The sequence below is a fragment of the Candidatus Obscuribacterales bacterium genome (assembly GCA_036703605.1).
Classification (GTDB): Bacteria; Cyanobacteriota; Cyanobacteriia; order RECH01; family RECH01; genus RECH01.
In genome coordinates this window covers 1-21,027 of sequence record DATNRH010000846.1, presented here as the reverse complement: position 1 = coordinate 21,027, position 21,027 = coordinate 1, and the positions used below count along the sequence as shown (strand labels likewise).

General features: G+C 51.6%; 17 protein-coding genes. 8 read left to right on the top strand and 9 right to left on the bottom strand.

Features of this window, described 5'->3' with window-relative positions; all coding sequences use genetic code 11:
- Positions 1–173: 173 nt before the first annotated feature.
- The 3 genes from V6D20_17500 to V6D20_17490 form a co-directional block, all read right to left on the bottom strand.
- Positions 174–1,280 carry a glycosyltransferase gene (locus tag V6D20_17500; protein ID HEY9817579.1) on the bottom strand — a complete coding sequence of 369 codons (1,107 nt, stop codon included), beginning with the start codon at positions 1,278–1,280 and terminating at the stop codon, positions 174–176.
- Between the two features lie 1,217 nt (positions 1,281–2,497).
- Positions 2,498–3,370: an HAD hydrolase family protein gene (locus V6D20_17495; GenBank protein HEY9817578.1), complete on the bottom strand. Its 873-nt coding sequence runs from the start codon at positions 3,368–3,370 to the stop codon at positions 2,498–2,500.
- Between the two features lie 287 nt (positions 3,371–3,657).
- Positions 3,658–5,439: a sugar phosphorylase gene (locus V6D20_17490; protein HEY9817577.1), complete on the bottom strand. Its 1,782-nt coding sequence runs from the start codon at positions 5,437–5,439 to the stop codon at positions 3,658–3,660.
- 314 nt (positions 5,440–5,753) lie between these two features.
- On the opposite strand from V6D20_17490, the gene V6D20_17485 reads away from it, so the two are divergent.
- The 4 genes from V6D20_17485 to V6D20_17470 all read left to right on the top strand — a co-directional run bounded on the left by V6D20_17485 (position 5,754) and on the right by V6D20_17470 (position 8,800).
- Positions 5,754–5,876 (top strand): hypothetical protein, encoded by a 123-nt coding sequence (locus V6D20_17485; protein ID HEY9817576.1) that lies wholly within the window; start codon positions 5,754–5,756, stop codon positions 5,874–5,876.
- A gap of 127 nt (positions 5,877–6,003) precedes the next feature.
- Complete coding sequence (locus V6D20_17480) at positions 6,004–7,275, top strand: hypothetical protein (protein ID HEY9817575.1); 1,272 nt, start codon at positions 6,004–6,006, stop codon at positions 7,273–7,275.
- 233 nt (positions 7,276–7,508) lie between these two features.
- Positions 7,509–8,495 carry a porphobilinogen synthase gene (gene hemB / locus V6D20_17475; protein HEY9817574.1) on the top strand — a complete coding sequence of 329 codons (987 nt, stop codon included), beginning with the start codon at positions 7,509–7,511 and terminating at the stop codon, positions 8,493–8,495.
- Positions 8,496–8,638: 143 nt separating this feature from the next.
- Positions 8,639–8,800 (top strand): hypothetical protein, encoded by a 162-nt coding sequence (locus V6D20_17470; protein HEY9817573.1) that lies wholly within the window; start codon positions 8,639–8,641, stop codon positions 8,798–8,800.
- 189 nt (positions 8,801–8,989) lie between these two features.
- Here V6D20_17470 and V6D20_17465 read toward each other — a convergent pair whose 3' ends face one another.
- The 3 genes from V6D20_17465 to V6D20_17455 all read right to left on the bottom strand — a co-directional run bounded on the left by V6D20_17465 (position 8,990) and on the right by V6D20_17455 (position 12,645).
- Positions 8,990–10,144, bottom strand: a complete 1,155-nt coding sequence (locus tag V6D20_17465; GenBank protein HEY9817572.1) for a succinylglutamate desuccinylase/aspartoacylase family protein — start codon at positions 10,142–10,144, stop codon at positions 8,990–8,992.
- Positions 10,145–10,151: 7 nt separating this feature from the next.
- Positions 10,152–10,571 (bottom strand): secondary thiamine-phosphate synthase enzyme YjbQ, encoded by a 420-nt coding sequence (locus V6D20_17460; protein ID HEY9817571.1) that lies wholly within the window; start codon positions 10,569–10,571, stop codon positions 10,152–10,154.
- Between the two features lie 94 nt (positions 10,572–10,665).
- The gene (locus tag V6D20_17455) at positions 10,666–12,645 is read right to left on the bottom strand and encodes an FxLYD domain-containing protein (protein ID HEY9817570.1); all 1,980 of its coding nucleotides are present in this window, start codon (positions 12,643–12,645) and stop codon (positions 10,666–10,668) included.
- Between the two features lie 818 nt (positions 12,646–13,463).
- On the opposite strand from V6D20_17455, the gene V6D20_17450 reads away from it, so the two are divergent.
- Positions 13,464–15,053: a glycoside hydrolase family 57 protein gene (locus tag V6D20_17450; GenBank protein ID HEY9817569.1), complete on the top strand. Its 1,590-nt coding sequence runs from the start codon at positions 13,464–13,466 to the stop codon at positions 15,051–15,053.
- 175 nt (positions 15,054–15,228) lie between these two features.
- Here V6D20_17450 and V6D20_17445 read toward each other — a convergent pair whose 3' ends face one another.
- The gene (locus V6D20_17445) at positions 15,229–16,464 is read right to left on the bottom strand and encodes a ferredoxin-NADP reductase (protein ID HEY9817568.1); all 1,236 of its coding nucleotides are present in this window, start codon (positions 16,462–16,464) and stop codon (positions 15,229–15,231) included.
- A gap of 794 nt (positions 16,465–17,258) precedes the next feature.
- Here V6D20_17445 and V6D20_17440 point away from each other — a divergent pair.
- Positions 17,259–18,260 (top strand): phosphoribulokinase, encoded by a 1,002-nt coding sequence (locus V6D20_17440; protein ID HEY9817567.1) that lies wholly within the window; start codon positions 17,259–17,261, stop codon positions 18,258–18,260.
- A 102-nt stretch (positions 18,261–18,362) separates the two neighbouring features.
- On the top strand, positions 18,363–18,992 hold the full coding sequence (locus tag V6D20_17435; protein ID HEY9817566.1) for a TenA family protein: 630 nt from the start codon (positions 18,363–18,365) through the stop codon (positions 18,990–18,992).
- Between the two features lie 306 nt (positions 18,993–19,298).
- On the opposite strand, the gene psbQ is transcribed toward V6D20_17435, so the two are convergent.
- Both psbQ and V6D20_17425 read right to left on the bottom strand, forming a co-directional pair.
- Positions 19,299–19,772: a photosystem II protein PsbQ gene (gene psbQ / locus V6D20_17430; protein HEY9817565.1), complete on the bottom strand. Its 474-nt coding sequence runs from the start codon at positions 19,770–19,772 to the stop codon at positions 19,299–19,301.
- Positions 19,773–19,930: 158 nt separating this feature from the next.
- Positions 19,931–20,494 carry a pentapeptide repeat-containing protein gene (locus tag V6D20_17425; protein HEY9817564.1) on the bottom strand — a complete coding sequence of 188 codons (564 nt, stop codon included), beginning with the start codon at positions 20,492–20,494 and terminating at the stop codon, positions 19,931–19,933.
- Between the two features lie 299 nt (positions 20,495–20,793).
- On the opposite strand from V6D20_17425, the gene V6D20_17420 reads away from it, so the two are divergent.
- On the top strand, positions 20,794–21,027 hold a 234-nt coding region (locus tag V6D20_17420; protein ID HEY9817563.1), incomplete at its 3' end, for a hypothetical protein.

The window sequence follows — 21,027 nt, the reverse complement described above, 5'->3', positions numbered from 1 at the left end:
GGTAGGTTGGCTCCTTTTGCCGCGAGTTATGGGCAGCGATCGGAATTGTGACCAGCAGTGCGCCAATAATCCACAGGCGATGCCGCCACAAAACAGACAGGATTTGACCGTATCCTAGTTCCCCGGTTGATAGATCTTCGCTACGATTCTCAGGCATAGCAGGTTCTCACATCCTAACTTGCTAAGGCTAAACTTTGGACTCCACAAACATCTTGGATGGCTTGTTCAACACGTTGGAAAAAGACGGCTTCCGTAAAACGCTGAACAGCATGATCACGAATAGCCTCATAATCCCACGACATATCTTGAAACTTTAGTAGCGTGGCTATCAATGACTCCGGCGTTTGCTGATCAAAGAACAGCCCCGTTGTCCCCGGCACCTGTGTATCTAAAACCCCCCCAGCTCCATAGGCAACCACCGGCGTACCGCTAAAATTCGCCTCAATCGGTACCAACCCATAGTCCTCCAAAGCAGCGAGAATCACGCCTTTAGCCCGAGACATCAGGCGACAACGTTCCTCATCACTCACATACCCCAAAAACGTAACATTGTCAGCAGCCATAGCCTCTAAGTGGCTGCGTTCAGGGCCATCACCGGTAATCAGAAGCGGCCAACCTAGCTGGTTAAATGCTTCAACAATGACGTCTATTCGCTTATACCCTAGCAGCCGAGCCGAGGCTAAATAAAAATTATCTTTCTGGGCCGAGAAAGTAAACCGTCGATCGTCAATTGGGTAGTTGATCACGATGGCAGGCTTCTTATAAATACTCTCTACTCGGCGAGCCACTGTACTGGAGTTGGCAATGTATAAGTTTGGCTCTTGGGCATACCGAATATCAGTCTTGCGCATAAGCTGAAATATCGTTTTAATGACTGGCGAGAAAGCCTTAAAATCACGATATTCCTTCAAATAAGTCTGTGTATCCCAAAGAAACCGCGTGATGTTGTGACACAGACAAATGTGGTAAGCTCCTTTGGACTTACGGACAGCCTTAGCAAAGCTGGATGTACTGCTAATGATTAGGTCATACCCTTGTAGATTTAGGGTACGAAATGCGGGATAGTACAAAGGAGCTAAGAGTCGAAAGTACTTCGCCGATTTTGGAATAGCTTGAAGAAATGTCGTTTTCACAGGGCGATCGCCCAAATCAATCGTATGTCCGGGCGCATAGATAGACGTATAAATGTCCGCATCTGGAAAGCGACGGCATATAAGCTCGAATACTCGTTCCGCCCCTCCCCGTTGGGTAAGGTAATCATGAACTAGGGCAATCTTCATAATTTATGATCGTCTCAGGCGATGCAGTGAAGGATGGATGACATGAATGACTGATGAATCTAGACTACGTGGCCAAGCTAATGGAATTCGCGCGTTCAAGATTGCCATCGACTTGAACCCATTCCATTGACAGGGCACATTAAGATATAAATGTCAAATATCTAGGCATCTAGAACATGCCTTTCATTTTACCCTTAAGACCTTTCATTTTACCCTTAAGAACAGCCTAATGAACTTATGATCAGAGATGACTCATCATCAAACTCGTCGCTGACAGCAGAAATTGAGTAGAGTCTATACGTATGAGTCTATAGAAATTAGAAGTTCACCGTAGCTACGAGGTCAACCCATCAAACACTAGCTATGCTGATTTCTTACTTAGGGCAGGATCATCATTGCCTACGTAACATCGCTAAACACAGCTAAGAGGCTAAACGTTTAATAGGTCTCACACAGACGAACACCTACTCGCCCTTGATGAGATTTATAGCTTAATCAGCAATGCCCATATTTTGTATGCCTCAAGCATGACATCATCTGATGACTATTTAGAACGCCCCATGACTCTCTAGAAGCATCAGATTCGGAAAGATGTGGTTGGTGATGGCTAGAGATTATTAAAGGTCTAAGCGTTTAAGTAGGCCCTCCTTTCACTGAATTCCGTAGAGTACTACGATAGCAATCCTAGCCATTCCGTAAGAAACCTTAGGCAGTTAACGCTAGGATACTAGACATCTCGAACAGACATACTTCTATCCACTGAAGTACAGGGAAAAACCTCAGTGTTTCTACGAACATGAGTTTAAACGGCTTATCCCACGCTGCTTGTTAGTTCTCTGTACACTTTACACAATCTTCAATATTCTTCAGGTTTGCATGAAGAACTTACAAAGATTGTCAATATTTACTAGCATCTTACAGCGTCTGTCAAGAGATTTGAGCCAGTAGGGCAAGGGCGCTAGGCTATGTCGAACAATCGCTCAGGATTAGCCATGTCCTCAAGAATACGACAATCTCCGTGTTTATACGGGATATCCCCGAGGGTGTCCAGACAATAGCCATACCATTGCCCACATAAGTAGAACAAGATAAATGACCTAAGACATCAAGGGTAGGCAGATATAGAAATGTTACAGGCTAGAATCTCGGCCGAGCGATCGCCTTCCACAGGTGGCCGGTATCGATCCGTCTACGCCTACAGTCTTGATCGAGCAGGCTCATCTGTTCACTTGAAGTGCCTGCTGCACAGCGATCGCCCATCCTCGACTGCCGGATTCTGGCGCAATCTGCCAACCGCGATCGCTGAGATCTGGGTGGGCCCCGGACGAGCCGGGAATCACCACAGGCAGATCAACCGCTTCTAGCATTTCTAGATCATTAGGACTATTACCTAGCCCTATGGTGTAGATAGATTGTTCAGGAATAGCGCTCTGGTAGGCAGCTATTAACAGCCGCACCGCCCTGCCCTTACCGGCATGGGGGCCAATTAAATGAGAAAAGCGATCGCCCACTACCACACCCATCCCCAGTTGCTGCACGGCCACATCTAATTGATCAGGATGGATGGTTTTGGGCATCACAAACGGCTCCGTAAAATCCCGTGCTTGGGCCAGGGGGATCGCGGACAAGGGGAGACCCGTCAGATCCTGCAACGCTGCTGCTGAGAGATCGCCAAATCCTTGTAGGGGTATATTGAGTGACTGAGAAAGCTCGACGAGTGCCTGTCGTGCTTCGTCATAGGTACAGCCTAGGCGACACATTTGGAGCGTGTCGGTAGGGTCAGTGTCAGTAGAGTCCGTGCCGGCAGGATCAGTGATCGATCCATGAACGGCGGCCAGATCAAAACGGCGATCGCCCCTAGTGAAAAAAATTGCGCTACCATTTTCCACAATAAAGGGATCGTGGGGCGCAATCTGCTGGCGGAGAGCAGCCACTTCCCGGCGGGTTTTGCTGGTCACCGGGATCACCGGAATCTGCTGCCGGTGTAGAGCCTGAAGCACCGGCAGCGCTGCATCATAGCGGTAATCATCAGCATTGAGTAGCGTGCCATCTAAATCGGTAAAGATGAGCACGGCGGGAGAGGTAGCCATAGGTCTGGGAGAATGCAGGGAACGATGACTACCATACCGCACCATTTAAGCAGGTAGCCCCCTTTCAATGAAGCTCCGTTGCCGGGTTTCGACGACGCTCAACCCTCCTCTCACAAGGATTGGAACATTGAGCGTCGAAATGCTTGCCAATAGCTACCTCCTCCCACGGAAGAGGCTAGTACTCTGATGCAGAAGTAGCCCGCCTATTGGCTAAGGTGGAAACCCTTGTGTGTCCTGGAAGTCCTTTTCGTTCTTCTGTCTTCGTTCTTCTGTCTTGCAGTACTAAGCTACTGCCCCTCTCTCACATCACTAGGATCAAACTTGTTGGTAATCCATGCTGATTGATAGGGCTTGAGGACAAACTTGTCGTAGATATTGTGAATCAACTGACCGCTGAGCAAATCACACCAGGGATCGGTAATCACCAGATTGAGGTTGGATAGGGCAAGTTGCTGGGTGCGATCGCTGAGGTTATGAATCGAGAAAATACTTTGATCGCGAATCATACTTTGCCGCCAGAAAGCAAACAGCGCCTTATTCATGGGGTGCAGCGTATATTGGGTGGCGTTGGGATGGAAGGCTCCCTGCCGTCGCCGAATTTGAATTCGCCGACATAGCTCTTTGAGGACGATCGCCTGGGGTGATGCTTCATCTTCTAGAGCTGTCACCAGTTGATCATAATCCCACTGATGGCGATTAATGGAACGATTGTGTCCTGTGCGCGCCATCTTATCTAAATCATTCGTTGTAGCCAAGAGGCTGTGGATGTAGAAGGCAGGAACACCTTCCAGAGATAACATAATGGTTTGGGAACAAAGGAACCGTTCCACCTGCCAGCGATCCTGTCCCTTAACCGTGCCTTTCATGGCATCAAACAAGGAAATATTAATTTCATAGGGACTTTCACTACCGTCTGGATGACGACGCATACTAATCTTGCCGCCAAATCGCTGCATGGTGTCGAGCAGGGCCTGGTATTCATCGTCACTGAGCAGGCCTTCCGCCGGTCGAAGCCCAATGCCGTCGTGGGACGCCGTAAAATTGAAATAGGCACAGCCAATAGGGGCCGGCGGCATACTCATCATCCAAGTTTTGAGGTGATCCGATCGCCCCTGCATCAATGCATTCAACAACAGCGGAGGCAGGCTGAAGTTATAGATCATGTGGGCTTCATTGCGGTTGCCAAAGTAGCTGAGGTTTTCTCGATTAGGTACATTCGTTTCGGTGATCAGGGCAACGTCTGGGTTCGCCATTTGCAAAATTTCCCGCAATAGGCGAATAATGGCGTGAGTTTCCGGCAAATGAATGCAGGGAGTGCCCAAACGTTTCCAAAGAAATCCCACCGCATCTAGACGAATGTATTTGGCCCCAACAGCTACGTAAAACAAAATAATCTTGATGAACTCGATTAAAACCTCTGGATTCTCAAAATTTAGATCAATTTGATCATCACTAAAGGTTGCCCAGACATACTGTTCGCCCTTGGCTGTATCTACGTTGACCAATAGCGGACTGCTGCGCGGTCGCACCACCTCAGAGACGTCTGTCTCTGGCGACACCGTAATGAAGTAGTCACATCCAGGCTTTTGACCCGCTTTAAACTGCTGAAACCATTCGCTTTGGCTGGAAATATGGTTCAACACCAAATCCACCATCAGGTCATAGTCCTGAGCGATCGCCCGCACATCATCCCAGGTTCCTAGTTCTGGGCTAACGCTAAGGTAGTCTTTGACCGCAAAACCATCATCGGAACTATAGGGGCAAAACGGTAAAATATGTACCCCAGTTACAGCAGATTTTAGATAGCCATCTAGGATGTTCTTCAGCGTGGCCAGTGGCTTCTCATCAGGGGTATAGACACTATCTCCGTAGGTAATCAGCAACACATTGTCTTCGCTCCACTTCTGGAAATTTTCGTCCATAGAAGCGGCGAAGTGCTCTTCAAGCAGTCCGTAGATGCGGTCTGTCAGGATATCAACTTGGTTTTCTAGGTAAACGGCTTCGAGCAATGGGCGGATACGACGGGCAACGTAAGGGTATCGATCAGCAGGTTGGTTTGTAACAGTCATAGTTGGCTGGTGTTCCACACGTGAACTGAATAATGGCAAGGTAGATGTCAGGGAATGCAGACTTTAAAGCCCTTGCTGCTCTAGCCAGATAGCCTGAATCCTGATGGGTGCTAGCGATTGAATCGTCAAACGTTAAGGTAAAGTCAACAGTGTAGATGCCTAACAAAACCATAGGGCGATCGCCCCATGGGCAAGAGCAATTGCAGCAATGGGGCAACTCAGGACTATACTCATTATGGGGAGGTTTCCCGGGCAACCTCAGTAGTTAACACTACGAATCTTGTTGGGGTAGAAATGCACCATGTGGCGTAGAAATGATGCTACACCACGTCATTGCCCATCTTAACCTGGTTGATTTTTTCACCATGCCGACCAGCCTAAGCGTGACGGATCCGCGATCGCCACGCTTATTCATGATGGCGATCGCTCATTTGTAGTCCCTCTGACAGCGATCGCGTTCAGTTTCTCGGATAATCGAGACCAGCCTAATCATGAGGACAACCCTGCTCGTGGGGCATCATCCCGACACAAACCATTGACGAATGACCTATTTCCGGTGATTGCATGGATTATAAGCAAGAACTTATCACCACGATTCACGACTTTGGATGTGATCTAGGATACATAGAAGATAGACTTATCCACTTAAGTCAACAATCATCCACGGCTGTTCTTATTCCGGCTCTGTACGATGAATTAGAGCGACCTGCCTTAGCTCAAATCCGAGAACACCTTCGTCACTGTGAATTCGTAGACACAGTAGTTATCTGTCTTTATGCAGATACGCCAGAGCAATATGCTAAAGCAGTACAGTTTTTTGACCCCCTACCCCAGCAAACCTTGATCATCTGGGAAAATGGCCTCAGGGTCACCCAAGTGCTGCAGAATCTCCGCGATCGCGGCTTAGATCTAACGCGCTTTCGAGGCAAGGGGCGTGCCGTTTGGCTAGGGCTAGGTGTTGCTTCCCTTCAGGCAGAAGCGATAGCCCTCCATGATGCCGACATCACCACCTACGACCGCACCTATCCCCTGAAGCTGCTCTACCCACTGCTGGAAAAAGAATTTGGCATCGCCTTCAATAAAGCCTTCTATGCTCGTCTGGGCAACTACCCACGAGCTCTCCATGGTCGCGTATCTCGCCTTTTTGTCACGCCGCTGCTCACGGCTATGACCGAGGTCTTTGGCTACCGCGACTACCTGCGCTACCTCAGTGCCTACCGCTATCCCCTATCTGGTGAATTTGCCCTGACCCGCAACCTAGCCCTGAATACCCGCGTTCCGGCCAACTGGGGACTGGAGGTGGGGCTCTTAGCTGAGGTCTACCGAAATGTGGCGAGGAAGCAAATTTCCCAGGTGGATCTAGGAGTGTTTGACCATAAACATCAAGGATTGGGCAACTCGCCGGATGATGGTCTGCAAAAAATGTGCCGAGACATCATGTGCTCGATCCTGCGTACCCTGACCGAAATGGAGCAGGTGGTGATTTCCATTGACCATATTCATACGCTGCGCGTGAAGTTTCGGCGGCGAGCCCAAGACTTTACCCGCCAGTACTTCGTCGATGCCCGGTTTAACAACATTGCCTACAACCGCCACCAAGAAGAGGAAACCATTGAGCGGTTTGAAAAGGTAATCGAGCGAGCTGGGGAGCAGTATTTCCATGATCCATCCGGGGCGCAAATCCCAGATTGGACGAGGGCCCTGGCCGTGATGCCTGATCTGCGTGAACAATTGCGGGATGCGGCGGAACATGATGCCACCGAAAGTGGGGCGATCGCTCAAACCCCAGGCCTGTCAATCCCGCAGTTGTCTGCTAATCCAGCTCCGTTGTTCTAGCCAGCGCTGCCCCCAATTCCCAGACCTTCCTTGACCAGCACAAGCGTTACACAATGTAACCTAGGGACTGAGTTTTCGGGGCAGTCCACGCTTTAGACTTAATTACAATCGGACGCCTTGTTCACAGATCGCATCGCCTCCCAAGCCACGGCACCGGGATCAAGGGCGATCGCCTGCCATGCTCCGATCGTTTCCATGAGTTAGTCACCTCTTAGCGTCTAGAGTTTGAAGCAATGTTTCCAACCCATCGTCCCCGTCGATTGCGTAGCCATCCCCAACTGCGTCGGATGGTGCGTGAAACAGTTTTAACCACCAATGATCTGATCTATCCCCTGTTTGCGGTACCCGGTGAGAGCATTGCCAGCGAAGTCAAGTCCATGCCAGGGGTCTACCAGCTTTCCATCGACAAAATTGTTGAAGAAGCCAAAGAGGTCTACGACCTAGGTATTCCAGCCATTATCCTGTTCGGCATTCCTGAGACCAAAGATGTGGAAGCGACAGGAGCCTGGCACGATCATGGGATTGTGCAGCTAGCCGCAACAGCGGTGAAAGAAGCCGTGCCCGATCTCATCGTGGTCGTCGATACCTGCCTATGTGAATACACCTCCCACGGTCACTGCGGCTATCTAGAGGTAGGGGATTTGTCCGGTCGAGTGCTCAATGATCCCACCCTAGAGCTGCTCAAGAAGACGGCTGTGTCTCAAGCTAAAGCCGGTGCCGATATTATTGCCCCCTCCGGCATGATGGATGGCTTCGTGCAGGCGATTCGCCAAGGGCTAGATGAAGGCGGATTTGCCCATATTCCCATCATGTCCTACGCCGCCAAGTACGCATCGGCCTACTATGGCCCGTTCCGCGATGCCGCCGACTCCGCGCCCCAGTTTGGCGATCGCCGCACCTATCAAATGGATCCAGCCAACGGCACTGAAGCCCTCAAGGAAATTGAATTGGACATTGCCGAAGGCGCAGACATGCTGATGGTGAAACCGGCCCTTTCGTATATGGACATCATCTGGCGCGTTAAGGAAGCCACCAACTTACCGGTCGCTGCCTACAATGTCTCTGGGGAATATTCCATGATTAAGGCAGCAGCTCTCAATGGCTGGATTGATGAACAAAAGATCACCCTAGAAACCTTAACCAGCTTTAAGCGGGCCGGTGCCGACATGATCCTCACCTACCATGCCAAAGATGCCGCCCGCTGGCTAGCGGAAGGCTAGCGGCAATTCAGCGCACCGGTGTGAACGAATGCAACAGAGTTGCAACACAGTAGATACCTTTCTCAGTACAACTGAGTAGAAGCACTACGGTATGTGACGAGCATGCAATAGTTGCCCCCGTACATCTGCGATTGATGATAGATATGAACTTAGTCAAGCTATCATCAGACGTTACGCCGGTGCATAACATGGACGTTGAATCACTTTTAGTCGTCGCTCTGATTGTTTCTATTCCCGTATGCTGCCTCACGGTTTACAACCGCGTTATGCAGGGTGGAGCCTTGATTCCACGTCAGTTTGACTGAAGATACCGGCTACGCAAAGCGTGAATGTCGGGTATCTGGTTGACGGCTCAAAGCCTGATGCGCAGAGGCTTGAGTGCAGCCCAACCTATGACTAGAGGGTTGAGCGCAGCCGAAACCCGACAGCTTCTTTTCATTCAGTCTGCCGTAGCGGCAGGCAAGGGTTAAGATGACCATCGTTGAAATGGCTGTCTATCGTGATTCAGTACAGGATTCCAGCAATAGAGCCAGCACATATTCCCCCTCGTTCACCGCCTGATTAATACCCCGATCCAACACAAGACCGGCTTGCATGGCGCGCATTTCCATCACCTGGGGATAGTCACCGGGGCCCTTAGGAACCTGTAAGATCTCACCGAGAACCTGTCCCTGAGCAACGCGATCGCCCAAGGAAACCCGCGATCGCACGATGCCACCCGTAGGAGCATAGTATCGCTGGATGTCGCTGGCTCGATAGAGTTGAGGCGTTGCTAAAGGAAGCGGCGTTGTCCAACGCTGAGTGATCACTTGCTTTTCGTACAGGTAGGCTTGAATGCCCTGCACACCGCGTTCTACGGAATCTGGCTGCATCCGCATCGCCGATCCAAGTTCTAGGGTGTAGGCTTCCAGGTCAAACCGCAGCGATCGCCCCAGAATCTCCAATTCCCGCTCCAGCGCCAGCCAGGGTTTGATAAACGCTTCATCGAAGGCATCGCCATCGTAGCGATCTAGTTGAATGGCCAGATCGAAGCCAAACAGAGCCGCTCCCAGGTGGCGATCGCCCCCATAGTAGAGATAGTTCAGCCCATCGTTGGATGAGCTATGGAGATCAATCACCGTATCGGCATCCAGAGCTAGGGACTGCAAGCAGTTGCGATAGCGATGATGTAGTGGTGCGCCACCCCCCTGGGATTCCTGCTGTTGATCGGCTAGACATTGCTGGTGAATCCTCTGGCGATAGGCAGCTTGGAGGGTCGCTAAAGGGTCGTTGAGATGGGTCTGGGCAAACTGCTGAATGCAGCTGCGATCCACCTGCTTTTCATAGTCCCAAAAGATGCGATTCCAATCGCGCCCATCGTAGGGATTGTAGCGTCCACTGGCAAAATGGTGCGATCGCTGATTGACGCCCAAAGGATTGCAGAGCGGCACCAGCCAAACCTCACCCCGCAGGTCTGCATCATCTAGGGTTTTCAGCCCTGCTAAAACCTCGTGGATCACGGCATTGCCCGCCAACTCCGCACCGTGGAGATTGGCCTGAATATAGATTTTCTTGCCGGGATGACGGCCCACATATCGATAGACCTGCAGCGAAAGGCGATCGCCCGAGGCTAGCTGCAGCAAGGGCACGGTTAAAATCTCTGGCACCATAGCTGTCTTACTGCCCCATGATCTGCACCACCACCTCCCGCCGCTGGCCACGCTGGCGATGCTCCCACAGGTAAAGGCCCTGCCAGGTGCCGAGCATGAGCCGGCCATTGGCTAGGGGAATCTGCTCCGATGTGTGGGTGAGCACCGTGCGGATATGGGCCGGCATGTCGTCTGCCCCCTCTAGGCTGTGGATGTAGTGCGCATCTTCGGGCACCAGCCGCGCAAAGAAGTTAGCCAGATCTTTGAGGACATCCGAATCGGCATTTTCCTGAATCACCAAACTGGCAGAGGTATGGCGCAGGAAGAGCTGGCAAAGCCCTATCTGAAAGCCAGACTGGGTCACAATATCCTGCACCGGATTCGTGATTTTACACAGTGACTTACCATCAGTTTTGACGGTGAGGATTTGTTGGTAAATTTGCATCATGTGTCCCTTGCATACCAAACGATCAAGGAAGACGATACCACCATCTCGGGCGATCGCCTCCCTTCCCACCGTAGATCATCAGCATCTAGATCGCCTAGCGCACCAAGCGAATTGAGGCATCCAACTCTTGAGGCGACGTAGCACCCACCGCCGCCCAGGAAATCTGTTCAATCGTCGCTTCCGTTGTATCAGGACTCAGGGTAAAGTCACTGCGGAACGGAATCGTTTGCCCCGGTGCGAGATCATTGAAGTTCAAGCGCCCCTCTGCAATCTGCTCAGCGCCAGCACTGTCTTGGTAGGCAATGCTAACATTGCCGATGACTTGGTCGGTATGGTTGGTGATACAGCCCACAATGTAGGTGATCTGGCTATTACCCGTTGGTGCATTGAACTGAACATTGGTGAGCTCAAGGGGCGGCGATTCCTGGGTCGAACGCACCGCACGACAAGTGCCAGCATTAGATATGGTGACCGTTGTTGAAGGCAAAGACTCGGTACCTGGCGGCAACGCGGCCTGCTGTTCAACAATTGCCAAAGACTCTTCGTAGTTAGGCAACGCGGCCTGGGCATCAGCATAGTTCGGGTCATCCTCCGGCACGCTGCGCAGCAGGGCTACAGCTTGCTGCCATTGACTAGCCGCTAAAGCCCAATCATCCTGCGATTGAGCATTAGCCGCTAACCGATTGGCCTGATTCGCCAGAGCGATCGCTTCCTCATAAGCGCTGTCTGTCTCAACCGCTTCGCCTTCCGGACTATCAGGAGAGGGTTCAGGATCTGGGGGCGCATCGACCGCCGTTGGACTGCCATTCCCTTCCCCTTCCGGCTGATTCATGGACTGCCAGGCGTTATAGCCCATCAGCCCGCCAATCCAAGCAATAATCAACGCCAAGATCACACCAAAGATCGACCCAGCTCCCACCCCAGCTCGCTGAGGTTCAGATTCCTCTGGCAGCGCCGGAGCAGGGGACGAAGCTGGGGGCAAGGCCAAAGGCTCTTCGGCAGAACTTGACTCAATCTGCTCTTGCTCAGCCTCTAGGGCCGCAGTACGTCCCTCGGCATCGGGGGGCTCCCATGTGTTGTCTACCTCGGCCGGCTCGCTCACCGGCGGCATCCCCATCAAAGGCTCCTGCTCTAAATTCGATGAGCGAGGATGATCCATCGCTACATCAGCATCTGGCTCGGGCATCGAAGGCGGATTGCCGGGGCGGATGTCTGGGTCAGTTAAGCCTACCAAATCTGCCAAAACATCATCACTCAGCCCCAACAAATCATTCTCAGCGTCATCAAGAGCTAGACTGATCTCCTCGTCATCTTCAATCGTCGTTTGTGCCTCTGTATTGAAGAGATCATCAATCAACGACTCAGAATAGGAGTCGGCATCGGAGTCACTGGCAGGCTGCAAATCAAAGGAGATATCTTCATCCCGGTTGAGGTCAAGATCCAACTCCGATGCAGTAAAGTCATCCTCAAGGCTAGGCAATACGGTTGTGTCGTCAGGGATGAAAGAGTCCACCACCTCATCATCTTCATCCTGCTCCGGTGTTCGCCCCAACGATAGTCCATCAAGGTGCGGCGGTGGCGGCGGTGGAACACGCTTGGGAATCACATCCGGCGATCGCTCGGGGGAGTCCTGAGCTGGGGCAGCCAGACCTTCACCACTAAACCGCATTCTGCCAGGGGGTGGGGGCGGCGGCAGAGGGCGAATCACCGGTGGAGTTGCTTCTTCCACGTCGGAGACTGGAGAGGCAGGCGGCTTCGGCGCGGCGATCGCCGCTCCCTGCTCCGAGAGTTCAAGCTCCTGTACCCAAGCTGCTTGGTCATCCCCCGTCTTCTTGCCCAAAATCCGAATGAGGCGGATAGAGTCTAGCTCTAGACCATTGATACCATTGCGCACAAAGTTAGTCATAACCATGCGGTTTGGCACCTGTGCGGCCTCAGTCATGATCAAGAGGCGATCGCCCTGACGCGCTACTCTAGCATTCATGCCTTGAGTGTGAAGCGTGCGATTCATTAAGGTGGCGATCGCCTGGGGATCACCTTGTTTTGCCAATTCTAAAATCGTCGGCTGTGTCATAGCGTACCCAGATGTGGCAGTGGAAATTGATGACCCAAGAGACTATCCAATCAAAGCTTATGTGACAGCAATTCAGCAAGCCCATCTTCATGTCATGAAAGCCATGACTGTCAACCGATGAACGTCATCCTGCAATCGTGCTTAGATTTTATCAAGCCCTCAGCAGTTTGACCGATCTAAAAGCCTCTTAATAGCTAGTCTTGGTTGGTAGGCAGACAAGCTGTTGCACAGCGTCAGTCTTACCAAAGTTAAGCAACCCTCTGATGAATACGTCTAGAGTAGCAAGATAATTTAATAGTCAGACTTAATCGCGAGAAAATACCTGCAAAGAGAGTAGACATGGCGTGCATCCTTGGTTCGCATGGCCCATCATCTACGGCAGCCAACAACAGCGGTTCTAAGCCCCAGGCTTTGCCTAACCGCGTTCATCCCCCTGGGTCAAATCCTCATAGGTTGCCACGAATCTAGTTGCATCTCTCGGAAAATGTGTTTAGCTTTTGCTTTACAATCTTGGCAGCAGTCCACCCTGATTACATCCCTGCTCCGTGGGTCACAGTCTGATCTGGGTTATTGCCTTGTCTTGGCCCATTGCCCGATGAGTCCACTGCCCAACCAGGGAGCAGACCATCCACAAGGCAGACCATCCACAAGGCAAACTATGCCATCAAGACCCGCCAGTCATGCAGCATGTACCTGTAGCAGGGAGGACACTATCTGCTTCTATAGACTGCTTTTATCAAACAATACTGATTCTCGGCATCATTTTTAATGTTGTTTCAGCCCGCCCACCTCTCGGCTACTATGCACCCCTAGCGCTTATGAGTATTGGATACGTCGCTCTGGTTCTCCACGCTCACCTTCCCTTCGTTCGCCACCCGGAAAGCGACTACGTGTTGGAAGAGGAATGGCTTTACGAAGCCATCACCGAAACCTACATCCCCCTGCTACAAATGTTCGATGGGCTGAAGCGCGACGGGGTAGACTTCAAAATGACTATGAGCATGACGCCACCCTTGGTGTCTATGCTGCAAGATCCGCTGCTGCAGGAGCGCTATGACGCTCACCTAGCCAAGCTAGAAGAGCTGGCAGAGATGGAAGTTGAGCGCAACACCCACAATGGCCATCTGCGCTACCTGTCTGAGCATTATGCTTCGGAATATAACCAAGTGCGGGAAGTCTGGGAACGCTATGATGGCAACCTGATCACAGGCTTTCGCAACTATCTAGAAAGCAATAACCTAGACATCATCACCTGCGGAGCCACCCATGGCTATCTGCCCCTGATGAAAATGTATCCCCAAGCGGTTTGGGCACAGGTGCAGGTGGCTTGTGAGCATTATGAGCAAACCTTTGGACGTCCTGCCAAGGGCATCTGGTTGCCAGAATGTGCCTATTACGAAGGGCTAGAGCGCATGTTGGCCGATGCCGGACTGCGGTACTTCTTGAGCGATGGCCACGGCATTCTCTATGCTCGCCCGCGCCCACGCTTTGGCACCTATGCCCCGATCTATACAGAAACCGGGGTGGCCGCCTTTGGACGTGACCACGAATCCTCCCAGCAGGTATGGTCTTCGGTAGTGGGCTATCCTGGCGCGGCGGAATATCGCGAGTTCTACCGTGACTTGGGCTGGGATGCGGAATACGAATACATCAAGCCTTACATCATGCCCAACGGGCAACGGAAGAATGTGGGCATCAAGTACCACAAGATTACCGGCAAGGGGCTAGGGCTGAGCGACAAGGATTGGTATGACCCCTATTGGGCAAGGGAAAAGGCGGCAGAACATGCGGGTAACTTCATGTGGAATCGCCAGAAACAGGTGGAACACCTTCACGGCATCATGCAGCGCCCGCCGATTATTGTGTCGCCCTACGATGCTGAGCTGTTTGGGCATTGGTGGTATGAGGGGCCGTGGTTTATCGACTACCTGTTCCGCAAAACCTGGTTTGACCAAAACACCTATGAAATGACCCACCTAGCCGATTATCTCCAGGAGCATCCCACCCAGCAGGTTTGTCGGCCATCTCAGTCGAGCTGGGGCTTTAGGGGTTTCCATGAATATTGGCTGAATGAAACCAATGCTTGGATCTATCCCCATCTGCATAAGGCCGCCGAGCGGATGATTGAACTATCGAAGCGAGAACCGGCCGATGATCTAGAGTGGCGATCGCTCAACCAGGCAGCTCGGGAACTCCTCTTGGCCCAGTCGTCGGATTGGGCATTCATTATGCGCACCGGTACCATGGTGCCCTATGCCGTACGGCGGACGCGATCGCACTTGATGCGCTTCAACAAGCTGCGGGACGATATTTTAGAGGGCAAACTGGACTCCGGCTGGCTAGAGAAGGTGGAGGCGATCGACAATATTTTCCCCGACATCAACTATCGGGTGTATCGTCCCCTCTAGGTCATGTCCTCCTGAGAGCCCTGAATCTAGCTTGAAACTCCATGCAAAAGGGAGCGATCGAGGGCGATCGCTCCCTTTCTGTTTCCTGAAATTAAGCAGCTTGCCTAGCCAAGCCCCTAGGGCAACATCCTGAGTGAGCAGTTGCGCATCCTGGAATGTTGCCACATAGAATCGCTTAGTAGGTTTCGACGTGCCAGCGGCCTTCCTTCTTCATTTGGCGCTGGTAGTCAGACCAGTTGACACCCGTCTTCTCCGCTGCAGCCGAAAGCGCTTCATCAATACCACCTTCCATACCCTTCAATCCACAAATGTAGGTATGGGTCTTGGGATCTTGAATCATGCCCCATAGCTCATCCGCATATTCAGCCACCCGGTGCTGGATATACATCCGACCACCATCTGGGTTTTGCTGCTCACGGCTGATGGCATAAGTGAGACGGAAGTTGTCGGGATACTGCTCTTGAATGGCCTCCAATTCTTCCTTGTAGAGAATATTGGGGGTCACCGGAATCCCAAAGATGAGCCAAGCAAACCCCTTAAAGTCATAATCCGTGTTGCGCTTCCGCTCTTCTTCTTTAAACATGCGCCATAGGTAAGCCCGGAAAGGTGCAATTCCGGTACCGGTAGCCATCATGATCACCTTAGCCTCGGGATCCTCAGGCAGCAGCATCTCCTTGCCCACCGGCCCCGTAATTTTCACGTCTGCGCCGGGTTCTAAATTGCAGAGATAGGTGGAACAAACCCCATACACCGTTTCATTGGTTTCTGGGTGCTTATACTCAAGCTGCCGCACACAGAGGGAAACAGTTTGATCATCCAGCTTGTCGCCATGACGGGTCGAAGCGATGGAATAGAGGCGAAGCTTATGAGGCTTGCCCTTCTCGTCTGTTCCGTCAGGAATAATGCCAATACTTTGTCCTTCTAGGTAGTGCAGATCGCCACCCGATAGGTCAAACGTAAGATGCTGCACAATACCAATCCCGTCTTCACCCACAAGCGGCTCATTGCTAATGCATTTGCCGATGAAAGGTGACTTGGGTCGGTAAAGATTGACCGGAACCTCGGTTTTCTTTTCAGCCTTTGCCGCCTGTGTCATAGCCTTGCTCTCTCCTGCCGACTGACTGGGCTGAGGGGCTGCACTCGAAGATGGGCTATTGGCTTCTGCCAATTCACGACTCATTTCACTAAGGGGACGAATGCTCACAATCCGCCCGCCTAGACGAGTAATGCGCTGCATCTCCTGATTCATGCGACCATAGGGCACGGTAATGTAGGCACTGCCACTCTTGCGAATGGGGTAGTCTGCTTTGTCTGCCTCGAGGTTTTGACGTAGGCCTTCAACCTCGTATACGAAAAGACGATTCCCGTAGATTGTGTTAGAAGCCTTGCCTGCTGCGCTTGGATTATACATTGCCAATCAGAATTAGGTGTTTTTAAGTCAAACCTACCACAGCGCGGGGCATATATCACCCACACTGCACCACAGATCAAGCTATCAGAATAAAGCTCTCTGATCCACAAAACGCTTTAATCTCAACTCAATTCTTGACCTATACATCCCGATCGCCGATGCCTCCGCCACACAGATTACCTTCTCAGAGCATGGCAGCCCTCACCGCACAAACGACTGCCTTCGCCACCGCGCCCAATCTCTCAACCCATAGGAATCATTTCGCCTTGCATGATCAAGACGAACTACGACTGAGATTATCGAAAAGTTGACGGGAAAAATGTTGCCAGCGCGTCACTTTTAGATTCTTTGTGGAATTCCTAGCCCTAGCCAGAAGCCAGATGAGGGTATCTACCCCATGAGATGTAGCTAGGGCATATCTGTGTCTTGATGGGGTAGGCATCAGTCTGGTAGCATAACTATTAATGGATAGTATTAAATACTCACCAGTTATTCCTGGGCGATTTCAAGCATTTCCCTAACCAACTTGACAGGTCTGCGTCAAGACTAAACGTCAAGACTCAGTGATTTCAGAATTGGATTGAGTGACGCTCAGTCTGCGTCTAAGATTCTGAAACGGTTGGGAAAGACTTGATTTTTAATTGGGCGTCAATCATATTTACGCCTACGCTCAGCGGTATAATTTGCGAAATACAATTTGCGGAACTGCTGGCTTGGGGGAATTGCTCTGCGGGGATGCTGTTGTTCCAGATTTAAGAGTGTTGAGTCGTTGTCATTCGTGTTTAGAGGTACCTATGAGCAGTAAGCCAGATCGCATTGTCTTAATTGGCGTAGCCGGAGATTCCGGATGTGGTAAGTCAACCTTTTTGCGCCGTTTGGCGGATCTGTTCGGGGAAGAGTTGATGACGGTCATTTGTCTAGATGACTACCATAGCCTTGACCGCAAAGGGCGGAAGGTGGCCGGTGTTACGGCGCTGAACCCCAAGGCCAACAACTTTGATTTGATGTATGAACAAATCAAGGCGCTGAAAGAGGGCAATGCGATCGATAAGCCCATCTACAACCACGAAACGGGTGAACTGGATCCGCCAGAGCGGGTTGAGCCTAACCATATTGTGGTAATTGAAGGGCTGCACCCCATGTATGACGAACGGGTGCGATCGCTTCTGGACTTCAGCGTATACCTCGACATCAGCGACGAGGTGAAAATCTCTTGGAAGATCCAGCGAGATATGGCTGAGCGTGGGCACACCTATGAAGACATTTTGGCCTCCATCAACGCCCGCCGCCCTGACTTTGAAGCCTATGTAGACGTCCAAAAGCAGTATGCGGATGTCGTCATTCAAATCCTACCCACCAAGCTCATTCCCAACGATGAAGAGCGCAAAGTGCTGCGAGTGCGCCTCATCCAAAAAGAAGGTGTGCAAGACTTCGAGCCGGTCTACCTCTTCGATGAAGGCTCAACCATCGACTGGATTCCTTGTGGACGGAAACTCACCTGTTCCTACCCCGGCATTCGGATGTTCTATGGCCCCGATACCTACTACGGCAATAATGTGTCGGTGCTAGAGGTTGACGGCCAGTTTGAGAAGCTTGAGGAACTCATCTACATTGAGAATCACCTCAGCAATACCTCAACGAAGCACTACGGCGAGATGACCGAGTTGCTGCTGAAGCATAAGGAATATCCGGGTTCGAACAACGGTAGCGGACTATTCCAAGTGTTGGTGGGTCTCAAGATGCGCGCGACCTACGAACATCTCGTCCAAGAGGCTAAGGTTGCTGCTAACGTCTAGACCAACCGGTGCTAACTTGAGATGATGAGCAAGGGTGGGCTAGGGCTCACCCTTTTTAATGGCTAGTTGTATGGCGTCAGGACGTTGAATCAGGGAGGAACGATGTCGGTTGCAGAGGATCTATGGCAGGCTAATCAAGATTTAGCGATCGCTTGTCTCAAAAATGCCTTTGTTCAAGGGATTTACAGCGGCACCTTACCCCGCCATAAATTTGCCTACTACGTTGGGCAAGATGCCTTTTTTCTAGAATCTTTTGCCCGGGCCTATAGCATTGCTGCTGCCAAGGCTTCCACCTGGGAAGGATTTGGCACCTTCCATGACCTAGCGGGAGGGGTGTTGTCCGAGCTGCGGCTGCACCAGAGCTATGCCCAATCCTGGCAGGTAGACCTCACGCAAATAACACCAGGGGCCGCCACCCGCCGCTATACCGATTTCCTACTAGCCACCGCATGGAGCCAGGATACCAGCGTCACCACTGCCGCCATGCTGCCCTGCATGAAACTCTATGCCTACTTGGGGCAGCAGCTCGCCCAGCCTGCCATTCCCGAGCACGACTATACCGATTGGATTAGAACCTACAGCAGCCCTGAGTTTGATGATCTAGCTCAGCAGCTTGCCACCCTAGCGGAACAGGCTCCCCGCACAGCCGCTGTAGATGCCGCCTATCGCTATGCCATGGAATGTGAACGAGATTTCTTCCAGGCCGCGTGGGAGATTGAGGCAGAGGGCTAAGGCAGGCGATCGCTCTTGGTCTGCAATGGTTGTGTGAAGAAGCGGCAAAGACATTGTGAAGGCGATCGCCTTTTTCTGTGAGACAAATCATATCCAAGGGCTAGACAGATCACCCAAGACCGTTGAATAGCCTCCTAGAATGGCATTATGCACCCCAAACTACTGAGCGTGCTCAGTTGCCAATGGTTTTACCCTAGGAGGAACAGCCATGATTAAAGTTTGTAGCCAACCCCTACGCCCCAATCCGTTCATGGTCTACCGCGACCCCAAAACCGGGGTTTGGAAGGTTCTCAAGCCGTCCACAGGCTATACAGACGGTTCATCCGTGCCCCTCACCTCTGCGGGTACCTGATTGAGAAATGCGGCTAGATCCTCGATTGCACCGTTATAGTTCACAATTGCCTTGACCGAAGCTCGACCGCGAGCCGCCTCATCTAATTTCACCAGATGCCCAAAAACATCCCGCGCAGTCTGTTGAGACTGGGATTGCAGTTTGGGCTCTAGGCTGCGAGTCAGCGATGCCATTTTGGTTCGCAATTCTCCCAAGGGGCCATGGATAAACGTTTCAACATCCAGCCACTCTTCGTTGGCAATCATGGGGGGCACCGCCTCGGTCAGGCGATCGCGCAGATCGGAAACCTCAGTGGTATACCGCTGGATTTGCGCAATCTCCTCGGGGGTATAGACGGGGCCAGCGTTAGTCGGCGCAGAACCGCAGCCCACCACCAAAACGGCGATCGCCACTAGCACCCAAGTCATCATGGATCGAGTCCAATTCATCGTTAATGTCACTCCTAGTAAAACTAATCAGTCTGTCGAGACTATCTGCACTCTAGACTAGATCAGCTTGACTAGGCGTGCCTAGCCTCTATCGATAGAAGATGCCACGTTAGGAGTATCTCCGTATCTCTTCAAGGGACTAGGTCTTATCAAGAGCGCTAGTTCATCATCTTGTCTACCGCTGAGTCAGCCTCATCATTGGCGTCCAACAGCACTGCATCGGCCGCCTTCTTTGCTGCATCGACCGCCTTATCATCGGCCGCCTCATCCAGTGCATCATTCATCTCTTGCATCAAAGCAGCATCTTGAGGCTCATCGATCAACTCATCCTCGGCCTCGCAGTCGCGATTGGAAATGCGCCCACTGGGAATGGTGGTGTTGCAGACATAGGCTCCACCCAGCTCTGTACCAAACACACTCACCCCATGGAGATTGGCATCAAGCAGATTCACGGCAAACATCAACGCCTCATCCAGCGTCGCTCCCTCCAAGTTTGCCCCCATTAAATTCACCGCCATCAGGTTAGCGCGGGAAAGATTAGCCTTTTCCAAATTGACCCCACTTAGATTGGAGCCTCGTAGATCAACGTCTTGTAGGTCACACTCAACACAAGCACGGGTAGAAATAAGCTGGTCAAGATCATCAGCCTGAAAGGCATAAGCTGGGGCTCCCCACATCAATACAGCCATCAACAGGGCGGTTAAAAGGCATCTGAGTTTCATTACCATGTCTCCTCGGGTTTCTCTCTAAAAGTAGGGTGACGCTGCATCTACCGTTTGAGACACATCCTGATTTCATCGCCACACATCAGGGATCTAAACGCGCATCCAAGATGGACTCATTGCAGATGAAGTTGATCTGGCGATAGAGACCACAAATTACTAAAGAGATACAGCAGGGACGTCTCTCATTTCGGGCAAGATGGTCAGCAAATTTGTAGATACTGGTCAACCCGGCGCAGATCCATCAGGATAGAGCAGGGAGCACCCCTTGTTTTTAACCTATCTCGCCTGCGATCGCTATGCCTGGCCCATCTCTTCATTGGCAGCTACAGCCTGCCTCTAGTGTGCCCGATTGGTTTCTGAAAACCGTCCAAGACTACGTGAGTAGTTCTGGGCAATTTGCCGCTCAACTGCTGTGGCAGCGAGGCATTCGCACCGCAGAGGCCTTAACGGGATTCCTCAATCCTGACCACTATCAGCCCACCAGTCCCTCAGCCTTTGGTGTCGAGATGAACTGGGCGATCGCTCGTATT